Source organism: Balneola sp. EhC07 (genome assembly GCF_001650905.1).
In the GTDB taxonomy this organism is placed as follows: Bacteria; Bacteroidota; Rhodothermia; order Balneolales; family Balneolaceae; genus Balneola.
Window position 1 is genome coordinate 101757 of sequence record NZ_LXYG01000015.1, and the last position, 14510, is coordinate 116266.

Below are 14510 nucleotides of genomic sequence, written 5' to 3' on the forward strand. Positions count from 1 at the left end.
GAATAGTTTCTTAAAGCTGCGGGATGAATCCCTGGCTAGTGAACCTGATGGAATTTGTTGATTGTTTCAAGATCATCGAGTTAACCAGAGAGGACTTTGGTCCGATTGGTGCAATGAATGGGATTTATCTCTGCGTTTTGTGAGGGTAAAATCATTAATGAATAACAACAGAAATTCCATCCACTATTTGTATCTTTGGATATGTTCAAAGTCAAAGACACCATTCTTACAGAAGAGATTGCAACCACGAAATTCGCATGCGATCTGCCGCGATGCAAAGGAGCATGTTGTGTAGTGGGAGATGCCGGAGCTCCTGTTGTAAAAGACGAAATTCCTGTATTACATAAAGCCTATCGGTTATTAAAAGATGAACTGAGACCGGAAGCGGTAGAAGTCGCCGAACGAGATGGAGTGGTCATCGGAAGTGAAAAAGCCGGATATGAGATCGCTTGTGTAAATGAAGCTGAATGCATTTTCGTGAAATACGGTGAGGACGATGTGTCTTATTGCTCCATCCAACAAGCTTATTTTGACGGACGCATTGACTGGGAAAAGCCATTGAGTTGCCACTTGTTTCCGGTACGGTTAAAGAAGATATCCGACTTTGATTACGCCAATTTCGAGTATGTAGACAGTTTGTGTTCGGCTGCATGTGACAAGGGAAGCAAAGAAGGAATTTATTTATCCGATTTTCTTGAAAAACCACTCACCAGGCGTTATGGTGAAGATTGGTACGACGAATTTAAAGCTGCTTGTAACTATATACGAGAACAGGAAGTAGACTAGGCATGCTTCGGAATCAACAAAATATTAGCCAAAAGCAGCAACTGGGGCAGCAGCAAAAACTGTCGCCACAGCAATTACAGTTCATCAAGTTGCTTCAGTTACCGACTATAGCTCTGGAGCAACGGATCAAAGAAGAGCTGGAACTGAATCCCATTTTGGAAGAAGCGGAACCGGGGGAAATTCGTCAGGAGAGAGTGGAAATTGAAGATGAAAAACCGATTTCTCAGGAAAAAGAAGACGGACTGGAAACGCTTGAAGAACACGAAGTAGATTGGGATGATTTTGATACCAATACTGAATTTGAGGGAGAATCATATTCCACTCCCACACATCCGGATATGCAGGAGTGGCAGGATCTTCCCGATCCTTATCATGCATCCTTTTTGGAAGAACTGGAAGAACAGGTGAGTTTGCTAGATCTGACCGAGGAAGAAGAATTGATAGCCGATCAGATCCTTGGATCGCTGGACGAAGACGGCTATTTCAGGCGAGAACTTGAAGCTGTGGCAGACAACATTGCTTTTAATCACAGCGTGTATGTGGAAGTGGAAGATGTAGACCGAATCCGAAAGCAAATCCAGTTGCTTGATCCCATCGGAATAGCATCTATGAGTTTACAGGATTGTTTGTTGGTACAGATAGAGCAATCCTCCAATGAACTGGATGGAAGAGAGCTGGCTATCGACATTGTTAAAGATGCGTGGCAAGCCTTTGAGAAGAAACACTTCAATAAACTGCTTCAGAAATTCAATGTATCAGAAGAAGAACTAAAAGACGCTTTTGATGTGATCAAGGGAATGGATCCACGTCCCGGAGCAGTATCAACCGGAATGGAAGAATCCCAGAATTACATTGAACCCGATTTTGAAGTGTACTGGAGAAATACGGATGAATCGAATCTGGATAAAGGAGAATTCCTCATAAATCTGAATCAAAGAAATTCACCCTCGCTTAGGATTTCCCCTGACTACAAAGAGATGTGGAATGATATCAAAGAAAAAAGAGAGAAGCCGGATCAGCAAACACAGAATTTTATAAAAGGAAAGATCGATTCGGCTAACTGGTTCATTGAATCCATCAAACAGCGACAAAATACGTTGATGAATGTGATGAAGACCATGGTTGCTCTTCAGGAAGATTTCTTCAAGTACGGCGACAGTCTGAAGCCTATGATCCTGAAAGATATTGCAGAGCGGATCGGGATGGATATCTCCACGATCTCAAGAGTAGTAAACGGGAAATATGTGCAAACCAATTTCGGAGTGCATGAACTAAAGTATTTCTTTAATGAAGGAATGGAAACGGACAGTGGGGAAGAGGTTTCCAACAGAGAGGTTAAAAATATTCTTCAAACTATTATTGATGAAGAAGATAAACGAAGTCCGATGAGTGATCAGGATCTTGCAAATCAGCTCAATGAAAAGGGATATAAAGTTGCCCGCAGAACGGTAAGCAAATATCGGGAGCAATTGAATGAGCCCGTGGCAAGACTTCGAAAACAAATATAGATCACTGATTGCGCTGATTTTCTTTTACGCTGATTGCATCAGCGTAATCTGGTAAGGCCCATTTTCCTAGTTCCGTAGCTCCGCTGCGGAACTAACGGTTGGAGCTCAGCTCCAGAAATGTAGCAAAAGCGGTAAAAAGATGAGGCAGAGCCTCAAAACCGCATTCCGAACGGGACGTTCGGAACGAGGAAAATCGTTTGATTGGGATTGTTCAATCTCAATAAAAAGAAGGGTCATCCTGAACTTGTTTCAGGATCTTTGTGAAGCCTAGATTCCATTAACTAGATCAAAAAACTCCTTAACAAGCTTGAACGATCCAACTGTAACTGAGGAATTTAAACTAGTAGAGCCTTCAAGCTCGGCGTTATACACATGAAATAGTTATTACTAATGGAAGCAAAGCTTCCGGGGGCATTCCGCACCGGAGGTACGGGACGAGGACAATGTCTATAAATTTATTTATTAACTTAGTGCGGGTTCTCTCTCTTACCTATAAACTCTTCTATATGAAATTCTATTACATAGTATTGGTTTTATACTTAATGAATTGTACTTCAAACAATAACGATATTGAGGTGCCATTTAAACAATTAGAGCCCTTTATTAATGAAGTAAATGTATCTAGTGTGAACATAGATGATATACCAATTACTGAGATTAATATTGATGCTAAAAATATACTGTTCTATTTAGACGAAGAAGTTGACAGTCTTACCACACTAGGTTCTGTCATTAAAGTAACTAATGGGTTTGTATTTTATGATTTGGGTACTAAAAGGCTATATAATTATAGTACTGAAGGGAAAGAAGCAAAACCATTTGCAAACGAAGGGAGAGGTCCCGGAGAAGTAAACAATGTAAGACACATAGACGAAAACTCGGAATATATCTATGTGTCGGATAGCGGAAACCGTAGGATAAATATTTACGATCAGCAGCTTAATTTCTTTAGAACTGAAACAGAGATATACTCAAATGAGTTTTATGTGAATGATAGCTTTTTTGTATCAGAAAACTCCCTATACAATGGGGCTAGAGACTTAATAATAGTTAAGGAAATTGATGATTTTAATATAAACAAAGCTACTTTAATGCCAAGGTTGGTTCCATTAGGTTATCAACCAAGATCACTTAATGGAACACATTTTTCATTTAATGATAACAATGTTTTAGTTACTGCTTATTCAGCTATTCCTTGGATATTTATATTTGATGATCAATTCGAACCGAAGCAGACGATTGTTTTTTCTAAATCGAGTTTTGATACACTCAATACATGGCAATTGAAAATAGAGAAAGAAGTAATGGGGAAAAGTTATTTTGGGAGAAACCCGATTACAAATATTAAAGTCGTAGATAATGGGGATATATTTATAGGGCTAAGAAATGAGTTGTTAGTTTTGTCTAAGAATAAATCAGATATGTATGAACCTGTTAAAAGATTGGTATTCAACCCTACATCTGAATCAATTGATCAAAAGTATTTCGGAATTTATAATAAGGTAATTGGATCGGATGGTGAAAGAGTTTTCATACATAATTATAATTATTTGTTCTGGATAAACTTATGATTATGAGGACTCCAATCAAACTTTCTTAATTTCAATTCTGGAATGTAGTAAAAACCTTGAAAAGATAAGGCAGAGCCTCAAAACCACATTCCGAACTAGAGTCGTATTGTCAAGTTTATTATTAATTGATATTTGCTTCTAATCCATAGAATGATATACTGTATAGTATGAGATTAATAATTACATCCTTTCTAGTAAGTCTTTTGCTAACAGGTTTACCCAAAAAGGGTAACGAATATTCAGACGTACAATTTCAAAAACAAGTTGAGTTTGGGACCAACAACGAAATAATTGTAGGAGATGTCACTGCGTTGTCAGTTGATGCTAAAGGACAAGTCTTTATCGCTGACGGAACTCAAACAACGATCCACATTTTTAGTCCTGATGGTACATATATCCAATCAATGGGCAGGGAAGGTAAAGGTCCGGGAGAATTTTCTGCTATTACTTTTAATACCTCAATAGAAATTCATCAAGACAAACTATTCATTACAGACACCCAAACCTTTTTTCCGCATAGAGCTCATGTTTTTTCATTACAGGATTTCTCATTCGATTATACACTAAAGCTCCTGGCTGAAAACAGAGGCGATTACGAAGAATTAAAAGGACATTATCCCAAAAGAGTGATTCCTCAAAAAGATGGGACTTTTTTAGTGTCTTACCACAAAACGCCACATCAGTATAAAGACAGCACAAGTTACATTAAGTATTATGTACAGGATATTTTCGGTAAAATTGTTTCCGGGCCGATTTTCAAACAGAAAGATCGCACTAATTTAACTTATTTAGTGAAGGATGAGTATCCATATATAGCTATACATTCTTTTCCTTTTTTTGGAAAAACAATTCTTGATATTTCAGAAGATGAATATTTATATGCATTGAAATCGAAAGAATTTAAGATCGATATTTATGATTCAAACGGAGGTTATTTAAGGTCTATTGAACATAAATTCGAGAATAGAATATTTAGTAAGAGTAAAGTTTTAGATCGGTACAAGGAAACGGATTACGGATACAATCTGGGTGATGGAGTAGCTTTAAAAATGATAGAGCAGGCAGAAAACCTTCCTGAAATCTGGCCGGCGATAGATCATATGTTTATTGATGACGAAAATCGTATTTGGGTTTCAACTATTGTTGATAATGATGAAGTATATGAATGGTGGATTTTAGATAACTCAGGGGAACTAATACATAAATTTGAATGGCCAAGAAATCAACCAATTCAAACCGTTAGGAATAATAAGCTGTACACTATTGAAGAAAATCCAAAAACATTTGAAAAGGAAGTGGTCCAATATCAGATTCTAATGAACGAATAATTTTCCGCATTATAATCAACACAACCAAACGGACTGTGGACCTACTTGTTTTCCAATAATAATTTAGTAACGTAGGTTTTAAACTAGTAGAGCCTTCAGGATCGGCGCTATACACATGAAATAGCTTTTTTACTAATGGAAGCAGAGCTTCCGGGGGCATTCCGCACCGGAGGTACGGAACGAGGGTAAGAAGAAAGAGAAAGTGAGCATAGATTTAAGAGAAATATGCTTGGACACAACATAACTCTATCAGCTAAGTATAACTATGACTTGCATATAAGATTAAATTAATTTTAATTGAAGTAAATACAATAGGGAGGACATACAAAATATAGATTTCAAAATAAGCGTCAATATTACCCTTGTACTTATTTTGTTTGGAAGAGATAAAAGGGCACAATAAAGTGTCCTTTTCAAATTTAAAAACTTAGATGAAAAAAGCCTTTTTAGTACTTCTCGTTTTAGGACAATTTATTTCTTGTCAAAGTAGGAAAGAACAGTCTCATTTTTTAGATACTAAAGTTCAACATATGGAACAAAGGAATTTGGTGTCTGGTGAGCTTAATCTCGAATTCGAAAAAGACTTAGATGATGTAGATATTTTTAACTATAAAAACATCGTTGAACTTGATTCAAGTTTCCTACTTGCTAAAAAAGAAAGTTCGGAATTAGTTTTTTTGGATAAAACTACGCTGAATTTGAATAAGTCTTTTAGAATAAAAGAAGGAAGAGGCCCTAAAGAGGTTGAGTATATCATGGCTTTTGATGCTAACGAAGATATGATCGTAGTTGCGGATAATAAACTATTAAAAATATTACAATTTGATCATGATGGTAATCTGATTCGTGAATTTAAAACAAAGGAAAAAATTCCACATAGACTAAGTTTGTCATCTGATAATTCTATGCATATAATGAACGAAGTTTTTTTTGATGATCTAAAAGATGGGTTTCTAGAAAATATTACAATCTTAGGTGATAAAAATTATACTTATGCTAAAGAAAACTTAAAAGATTTACATCCTTTTGGCACAGAAGGAAATATTAAGAGTGTTAAAGACACTGTTTATTATTTAGGAGCTTACGAACCTTTTATAAAAAAGTACCTAAATGGAGAACAGATATATTCAAGATCTACATTAGATAATTATGATACATCGGTTAATTATATTACCGTAATTAGCAATGATAGTCGATCTACCAGCTTAAGCCCTGCTGCAATCTTTTCTTCCAGAGACTTTGACGTAAAAAAGGGATCCATTTTTGTTATACCATATAGCAATGGCGATAATGATTTTTCATTTATTGATGTATATGCTTCCAAAGATGGTTCTTATATTAAATCATTTCGAACTATAGATGTGCCTGACAAAATCAATGTATATGAAGAGGAGAGATCTATATTGACTATAGAAAAAGTAGGGGATCTGGAAAAGCCCGTATTCAGAAAGTATAGCTATTAGTATCAAATGAGAATGCAAAAGAGACAAGGCCTCATAACAGTGTTCCGAAGGGTGCGTTTGGAATGAGATGTAATCTACTAGGAATTCTTTCAAAAGCTTTCAAATACAATTAATTTATACTATACTCCTAAGTGCCTATAAATTAATCATCTCGTTTGCTCTTACGAAAGCCAATAGCTTCTATTATTCTTGTTTTAGCGGTGCTCATTTTTGGTGGGATTACGCTGTCACGACTTTCTATTGAGCTGCTTCCGAATGTGAACCCACCCACGCTGTTAATCAGTACCGAATATAAAGGTGCTCCCGCTGCTGACGTTGAATATCGAATCAATGAGCGGCTGGAAGGGACGCTTGGCTCCGTTCGTGGAGTTCAGGAAACCCGAAGTCTTTCCAGACAGGGACAAAGTCTCATTTTCCTCACTTTCAAATGGGGAACGGATATGGATCTGGCATTTCTGAATGTCAGGGAGAAACTAGATCAGGCAAGACCGTTGCTTCCTCAAAATGCAGAACGACCTCAACTGGTATATTCTTCAGCTTCTGATGAGCCTATAGCTACGATCGCAGTCACTTTAAAAGATGCAGAAAACCAAAGTTTCGGAAATCGCTTGGCTACAAAGCGATGGGCAGAGCAAGTTTTTACGCGTCGGTTGGAGCAACAGGATGGAATTGCGCAGGCACTGTTGGTAGGAGAAGTGGAACCGGAAGTACAAATCAATTACGATCCCAAATTATTGGATCGCTATGGGCTAACACTTACTCAGGTTCAGCAAATCATCAGCAATGCAAACGTGTTTTCTTCCACAGGGGAACTTCGGGATGGCTGGTATCGCTATGCAATAAAGATCCAAAGCCGAATTGAGACCATCGAAGATATTGAATCGATTCCGGTTATTTCATTGGCAAACGGCCGCGTACTTACACTATCAGAAATTGCAGATGTTGAGATCAGAGAAGCCGATCCTTCTTCTTTTGCTTTGTTAGATAATCAGGAAGTCTTGAATGTTTTGGTTAAAAAAGAATACGGAGCCAATACGGTTACAGTGTTTGAGACTTTACAGAATGCCGTAAACGAGATCAAAACCCAAAACCCTGAATTCGATATTCAGATCATCCGTGAAGACGCTACGTACATCGAAAATTCCATTTCTAATCTGCTTCAAACGCTGATCATTGGAGGAATACTGGCTTTTATCGTTCTGTTTTTGTTTCTGGATGATATTCGGAGCCCTTTTACTATCGGGATTTCGATTCCTGTCAGCATTTTTCTCACTTTCGTGATTATGTATTTATTTGATATTCAATTGAATATCATTTCTCTGAGTGGTTTAACTCTTGGGATCGGCCTTTTGCTGGATAACTCCATTGTGGTTTTAGAGAATATCAATCGTTATAAAAAACAAGGATTAGATAAATACGAAGCGGCATCCAAAGGGACTAAAGAAATAGCATTGGCAGTAACAGCGTCCACGTTTACTACTATTTCTGTATTTCTTCCGCTCATTTTTTTGGGTGGATTTGAGGGTGCTTTTTTCAGGGACCTTGCAGCCACTCTTTCCATAAGTTTACTTTCATCACTGCTGATTGCCTTAGTGATCTTGCCGGTTTTTGTTGTTCAATTCAGTGGAAAAGGGACTTCGGGTTTTCTTTCGAGGATATCTTACGGATTAGACACCGTGATCCAAAAGTACGAGAGGAGTTTAGCTAAGGCTATAAATAAACCACTTCTACCTATTCTTTTTACTTTAGTAGTAAGCGTAATTGCCGGATTCGCTTTTTTAAATATTCAAAAAAATGCCTTGCCCGAAGGAGAACCGGAACGCGTTGAATATCTGGTAACTCTACCCGGAAATACTTCTTTACGATCTTCAAAAGACGCTTCTAAAACCATTACAGATTTCATAAAAAGAGAGACGGATTCTGTTCAAATTCTGTCGGTTGGTGGATACACCGACAACACAAGTTTAAGTTCTATACAGGATGAGGGTCTCAATAAATTTAAGATCACAGTGCCGGTACAAAACTGGCAGGAAGCTTACCGGGTTGAAGATCTTTTTTCATCCTTGCAGAAAACTTATCAGACGTGGTCGTTCAGTAAACAAGGAGATTCACGTATTGGAGGGAGCAGTTCATCTGTAGAAGCCCCGGTACAGTTCAGTGTAGTTGGGATAGATCGTAATTTCAGTAAAAGGATCGGTTTGGCTTTGGAAGATTACATGAGTAAGGGCTTTAAAGAAGTGTCACTTTCAGAAAAATTTCCTCAGACCGTAGAAGCTTATCAATTACAGCTTAAAAATGATCGTTTGCTGTTTTATGAGATCAGTGAACGGGATGTAATTGCTTATCTGGAATCACTAACGCGGGGAATGTATGTAACGGACTGGAACAGGCAGGATGAGCAAATTGCTATCCGGCTATTGGGAGAGGGTGAAAATCTTACAGATCCACAGGAAATAAAGCTGAACATAAAAAATAAAGTGATTCCACTTTCCGAAATTGCAATTATTAACGTTGTAGATGAAGCAGAACAGATAGAGCGGCTGGAACAATCGGCGATCTTAACATACAATTCTGATTTTACTTTTGTGGATTGGTGGTGGAATTCGGATGAGATCCAAGAGCAGGTAAATGATTTTATGCAACGAACAGGACATGAAATCAAAATAGGAGGAACCGCGCTTCAGTTAATAAACCTATTGAAAGAATTAGGTCTTTTGTTGTCCATAAGTGTACTGTTGATCTATTTGATCCTTGCCATTCAGTATGAAAACCTAAAATATCCGTTTATCATTATTCTGGCAATTCCATTTGCCTGGATTGGTTCTGTATTCGCACTTTATCTTGGCGGTGTAAGTTTAAACGCACTGTCTTTTATGGGAATTCTGATCCTGACCGGAATTGCGGTAAACGATTCCATCCTGAAAGTGGATTTTATGCGACGCTATTATGAAGAAACCGGAAATCTGGAAGAAGCGGTAAGAGAAGCAGGAAAAAACAGATTCCGTCCGGTTGTGATGACCAGTTTAACAACTATTTTAGGACTGATCCCCATGTTGATTCCGTTCGGCGATGGCTATGTTTTAAGACAATCGTTGGCAATTGCTTTGATGGGAGGGATGGTAACAAGCACGCTTTTAACTCTGTATTTAATTCCAATGGTTTTTAAATGGATTGAAGGGAGGAAGAGAATTAAGAATGGTTCAATTAAGAATGTGTCAATTAAGAATTAAGAATGTGTCAATTAAGAATTAAGAATGTGTCAATTAAGAATTAAGAATGTATCAATTAAGAATGTATCAATTAAGATTGGTTCAATCAGGAATTTGTTAGTTATGAATGAATTTAAACCATGAGATCTTTTCAGGGTCGATGGAATTAAATCAAATTTTAGCAGTAAACCGGAAAGGGTTTTAACCCGCATTGTAAAGGATACGAAATGGAAAAAATATTCAGAGCATCATTTTTAATAATATTCCTTGGAGGACTATTGATCTCCTGTAAAGGGAAAAAAGAAAAAGTGGAAACTCCGGATCTGGACAGCATCGAGATTCTCCCGGAAGTGGTGTTTACCGTTGTTGACGATGAGCCACTTCGCTATTATATCGAAAGCAGAGGAGTTGTAGAGCCCGACAAAAAAATATTGATCACTCCTCGTATCGGCGGTTTTGTGGAAACTCATAATGTTACAGACGGTAAGTGGCTGGAAAAAGGTGACATCATTCTTCAGTTTGATAAAGAAGAATGGGAATTCAGAAAGAATGATGCCTACAATAAATATCTAAAAGCGAAAAATGAGTACGAAACAGAACTCAGACTAAGGGGAGAACTCAATCAGGATACCACTCAGAACTCTTTGATGAAGATAAACACGGGATTATCTGAAGCAGAACTGAATTACGACAGAGCTAAACTCGATCTTAGTTACACAACTATTAAGGCTCCGTTTTCAGGATATATTTCAACCAAAGAAGTTGTAACAAACGGGGCATATGTAGGAGCAGGTAAGGAATTGGGAAGTTTTGTTAATACCAATACCGTAAAGATCCGCTTCGATGTACTTGAAAAAGAAATCGTTGATCTGAAACCCGGAATGGAAGTAGAACTGGAAGGGCCTGCTCAGGAAAAATACACTGGAAAGATCACAGCCATTTCTCCTGAGATCGATCAGGAATCAAAAACGGGACAGGCAATCGTTGAAGTTGATAATCCTGATGGCTCACTTAAAACAGGAATGACGATCGAAGGAAGAATTTTTGTACGAAGTGCTACATCCAAAGTGAGAATGCCGAGAGAAAGTTTGCTGGCCAGAGATGGCAGAACGCTCGTGTTTAAGCTGAACAAAGGCGAAGTGGAATGGATCTATGTAACTCCGGAAGAAATGAATACGGAATGGGTGCTTATCGATCATGAAGAGATAAACCCGGGCGACACTCTGGCTGTCGACAAACATTTTAGTATCAGCCACCAACAGAAGGTAATTCCATTAATGGATAACTAATGTGATGAGAGAATTGCTGCGACGTAAATATCTGATCTCATTCTTTTATTTGATCGTTTGTATCGTCGGGCTTTCTACGTGGATGATCATTCCTGTTGAGAATGCACCGGAACTTAATCTCCCAAGAATTACGGTGTTTTACAGCTGGGGAAATACAGCCCCGGAAATTGTTGAGCAGGAGATCACTCGTAAAGTTGAAAGCGTTTCTAATAATTTGAGGGATGTTAAAGAGATCCGGTCTTTAACACAGTCAGGAAGATCCAGAGTCACAATCGAATTTAACAAGAATGCTCCGGTTGAATTCCGATCGCTGGAATTGCGCGAACAATTAGTCTCCATTGAACAAGCATTACCTCCGAGCGTTTCTCCTGCTCAAATCACCAGAAGTGTACCGGAAGAGCTGGAAGATCAACAAACGTTTATTGTATATACACTCAGTGGGGATATGGACGGCAAAGCATTGCTGGAATATGCCCGGCAGTCTATAAAAACAAAGTTGCTGGGTATTGAAGGTATTTCAGAGGTTGTTCTTGAAGGAGTAGACGATCCGGCTTTGATCATTGAATATGACCGGCAGGCACTTGAAAAATACAACTTGGTCGCATCTGTAATTTCAAATGAAATAAGAGAGAAGCTTAGTTGGAGAACTTCAGGATATATTGATTCCGGAAGTTCACGCTTTGGTTTAGTGTTGCCTCCTGATTTCCGAAATGCAACAGAAATCTCAAATTTGAAGCTTTCTCTTCCGGGGAGCATTCGTCAGTTAAGACTTAGCGACATAGCTACCGTTTATGTAAGCGATTATCCCTCGAAAAGCATCAGAAGAGTAAATGGAAGTACAGCTCTCACTATTCGCTTGAATAAAGAACCGGGCGCTGATGCGATGGGTTTAGCAGAATTAGTGCTGGCAGAGATGGAAGAAATAGAACGTGTTCTTCCGGATGGAATGGAACTGAGATTACAAGTTGATTCTACCGAAGAGTTACGCGAACAATTCGATCAGTTGTCAAATCAGGCAATTTTCAGTGCGTTATTGGTATTTCTGGTGGTGCTTCTTTTTATAAGAAAGATCCGTGCTCCGATTGTAATAGTCGGAAGCGTGTTCTTTTCCATTCTTATGAGCATAATTGCTTTGTACCTATTTGATTATACACTGAATGTGATCACTCTGGCAGGGTTAACTATTGCTTTGGGAATGCTAATTGACAATGCTGTAGTCGTTTTTGAACAGGTTAACCCGGGATTACCAAAAGATCGCCTGGATAGAGTGGAGCATGTGAAGAAAGAGTTGCCCGGATCATTTGTTCCGGTATTGGGCAGTACGCTAACCACAGTCGGAATTTTTGTTCCGCTTCTATTTGCTATGGAGGAATTGAGACTGTTTCTGGTACCATTAGCGGTCGCTCTTACTATTACTTTATTATGCTCTGTGATCATTGCATTTACCTGGATTCCTTATGCACTGATATGGTTAACACCTGTTTCAAAAAAAGAGAAAACGAAGGTCAAAAAGAAATCCATCAGCAGTCGCTTAAAGCATATAGCGCTTCGGACTCTGATCTTCAGAAGCAGACTGAGATGGATTTTACCGGTTTTACTAATTGCTGTAATAGGAAATCCACTTTTTGTAATAGAAACTCCGGATGATTGGGAGGATACCTCATGGCCGGAATTGACCCAGATCTATTTTGATAATCGGGATGATATTGATCCGCTGATTGGTGGATTAACATATAAATTTGCTAAAGAAACCTATTTTGGAAGTCCATGGAGGCGTGATACAGAGGAAAAGATATCGGTGTATATCCGTAGTCCCCAAGGAACTCCATTGAGCGAAATTGATAAGATCGTAAAGAATTACGAAGCGATCGCTAAGCCATATACCAATGCATTTTCCTATTACGAGGCACAACTTTCTGAAGATTTTGGAGCCTATCTTACTTTTTCGGTGGAAAATGAGTATTTGAGTGAAGTAGATCCATACTATTTTTTATTTGAAGCCATTTACCTCTCGGCTCAAACCGGGAATTTTGCCACATCTGTATCCGGATTGGCGCAGAATCACAGTACAGGCTTCGGAGGAGGTTCATCATCCCAAAGAATTACGCTTACAGGATATGCTTATAACGAACTATATGATTTGGCACGCGAAATTCAACGCAGGCTCGAAAAAAACCGACGGGTCAGAGAAGTAGATATAAACAACAGTTCTTATTACAGCAGAGATGATTTCTATCAGTATAATCTGGAACTCAATGATAAAAAATTGCTTGCAAGCGGACTCGACAGACGAACAATGTTGAGTGCTTTAGCAATGGATATTAACCGAGAGAACTCTTTGGGAAAGGTAGAATTTGAAGATCAGGAAATGTATTTGATCAGCCGAACCGAGAACGATCGTTTATATGAAGAGGATCTGATGGAAAGAATGCGGAAGAGTAAGGATCTGAGCTTTGATCTGGAGGCTTTTGGAACCATCACCAAAGAAAGAGCGCTCACTGAAATTCGCAGAGCGAATCAGTCCTATGAGCGGGTGATTACATTTAACTTCTTAGGCAATTATCGAATGGCTCAGAACTTTACGGAAACAATGCTCGAAGAAGTTCCGGTTCCTGTTGGAGCTAAAATAAAGTATGGTTTTTCAGGATTCAGCTTTAACGATGACGAACAAACAAAGAATCTTTGGCTGATTGCTATGCTAAGTATTCTAAGTGTGTGGATGATCATATCTGCATTATTGGAAAGCTGGTCCGGATCATTGTTTGTTATACTAACCATTCCATTCAGCGCTGTTGGAATTATGTTGGGAACACTTGCTAACGATTTAAGTTTTGATCGCGGAGCAATAGCAGGAGCTTTGTTGTGTGTGGGTGTAGTCGTTAACAATGCAATACTGTTAATTCATCAAAGGAAAACGGAAAGCGAAAGAGGAATAGGAGGAGTGAGAGCCTGGTACAAAGTATTCCGGCAAAAGCTAAGACCTGTTTTGATCACAACCACAACAACGGTAATGGGATTGCTGCCCATGGTTATTTTCGGAACCGATGAATTCTGGGAAAACTTAGCAATTGTGGTGATCTGGGGACTGTTATTCAGTACAACATTATTATTTCTATTCTCGGGATTATGGGATAGAAAATTGATTCGTGATAAGTAGGAGCAGAGCTTCGGGTGGTATGGAACGAGGAAAGTCATTCGATTGGGACTATTCAATTTCTAAAAATACGGGTCATCCTGAACTTGTTTCAGGATCTTTGTGAAGCCTAGATTCCATTAATTAGATCAAGCTCAGCGGTGATATATATGTAGCTTTAAACTAGTAGAGCCTTCAGGCTCGGCGGTATGCACCTGAAGCA

At 38.5% G+C, this 14510-nt stretch carries 8 protein-coding genes; all 8 read left to right on the forward strand.

What is annotated here, in order from left to right:
• Window positions 1-201: 201 nt before the first annotated feature.
• The 8 genes from A8B79_RS07080 (at window position 202) to A8B79_RS07115 (ending at window position 14311) form a co-directional block, all read left to right on the forward strand.
• Complete coding sequence (locus A8B79_RS07080; RefSeq protein WP_066220151.1) at window positions 202-786, forward strand: DUF3109 family protein; 585 nt, start codon at window positions 202-204, stop codon at window positions 784-786.
• A gap of 2 nt (window positions 787-788) precedes the next feature.
• Window positions 789-2294: an RNA polymerase factor sigma-54 gene (gene rpoN / locus A8B79_RS07085; RefSeq protein WP_066220153.1), complete on the forward strand. Its 1506-nt coding sequence runs from the start codon at window positions 789-791 to the stop codon at window positions 2292-2294.
• A gap of 506 nt (window positions 2295-2800) precedes the next feature.
• A complete protein-coding gene (locus A8B79_RS07090; RefSeq protein ID WP_153038380.1) occupies window positions 2801-3865 on the forward strand; it encodes a hypothetical protein in 1065 nt (354 codons plus the stop codon).
• A gap of 167 nt (window positions 3866-4032) precedes the next feature.
• A complete protein-coding gene (locus A8B79_RS07095) occupies window positions 4033-5193 on the forward strand; it encodes a 6-bladed beta-propeller (RefSeq protein WP_066220158.1) in 1161 nt (386 codons plus the stop codon).
• Between the two features lie 431 nt (window positions 5194-5624).
• Window positions 5625-6656, forward strand: coding sequence for a hypothetical protein (locus A8B79_RS07100; RefSeq protein WP_066220161.1), 1032 nt, complete (start codon window positions 5625-5627; stop codon window positions 6654-6656).
• Between the two features lie 155 nt (window positions 6657-6811).
• Window positions 6812-9886 carry an efflux RND transporter permease subunit gene (locus tag A8B79_RS07105; RefSeq protein ID WP_066220164.1) on the forward strand — a complete coding sequence of 1025 codons (3075 nt, stop codon included), beginning with the start codon at window positions 6812-6814 and terminating at the stop codon, window positions 9884-9886.
• A 206-nt stretch (window positions 9887-10092) separates the two neighbouring features.
• Complete coding sequence (locus tag A8B79_RS07110) at window positions 10093-11154, forward strand: efflux RND transporter periplasmic adaptor subunit (protein WP_066220167.1); 1062 nt, start codon at window positions 10093-10095, stop codon at window positions 11152-11154.
• Window positions 11155-11158: 4 nt separating this feature from the next.
• Window positions 11159-14311 (forward strand): efflux RND transporter permease subunit, encoded by a 3153-nt coding sequence (locus tag A8B79_RS07115; protein WP_066220170.1) that lies wholly within the window; start codon window positions 11159-11161, stop codon window positions 14309-14311.
• Window positions 14312-14510 lie beyond the last annotated feature (199 nt).

Bases quoted from the DNA above. Each gene is read 5' to 3' on its own strand.
- A8B79_RS07080 (WP_066220151.1), top strand. From the start codon at position 202: ATGTTCAAAGTCAAAGACACCATTCTTACAGAAGAGATTGCAACCACG.
- rpoN (WP_066220153.1), top strand. From the start codon at position 789: ATGCTTCGGAATCAACAAAATATTAGCCAAAAGCAGCAACTGGGGCAG.
- A8B79_RS07090 (WP_153038380.1), top strand. From the start codon at position 2,801: ATGAAATTCTATTACATAGTATTGGTTTTATACTTAATGAATTGTACT.
- A8B79_RS07095 (WP_066220158.1), top strand. From the start codon at position 4,033: ATGAGATTAATAATTACATCCTTTCTAGTAAGTCTTTTGCTAACAGGT.
- A8B79_RS07100 (WP_066220161.1), top strand. From the start codon at position 5,625: ATGAAAAAAGCCTTTTTAGTACTTCTCGTTTTAGGACAATTTATTTCT.
- A8B79_RS07110 (WP_066220167.1), top strand. From the start codon at position 10,093: ATGGAAAAAATATTCAGAGCATCATTTTTAATAATATTCCTTGGAGGA.
- A8B79_RS07115 (WP_066220170.1), top strand. From the start codon at position 11,159: ATGAGAGAATTGCTGCGACGTAAATATCTGATCTCATTCTTTTATTTG.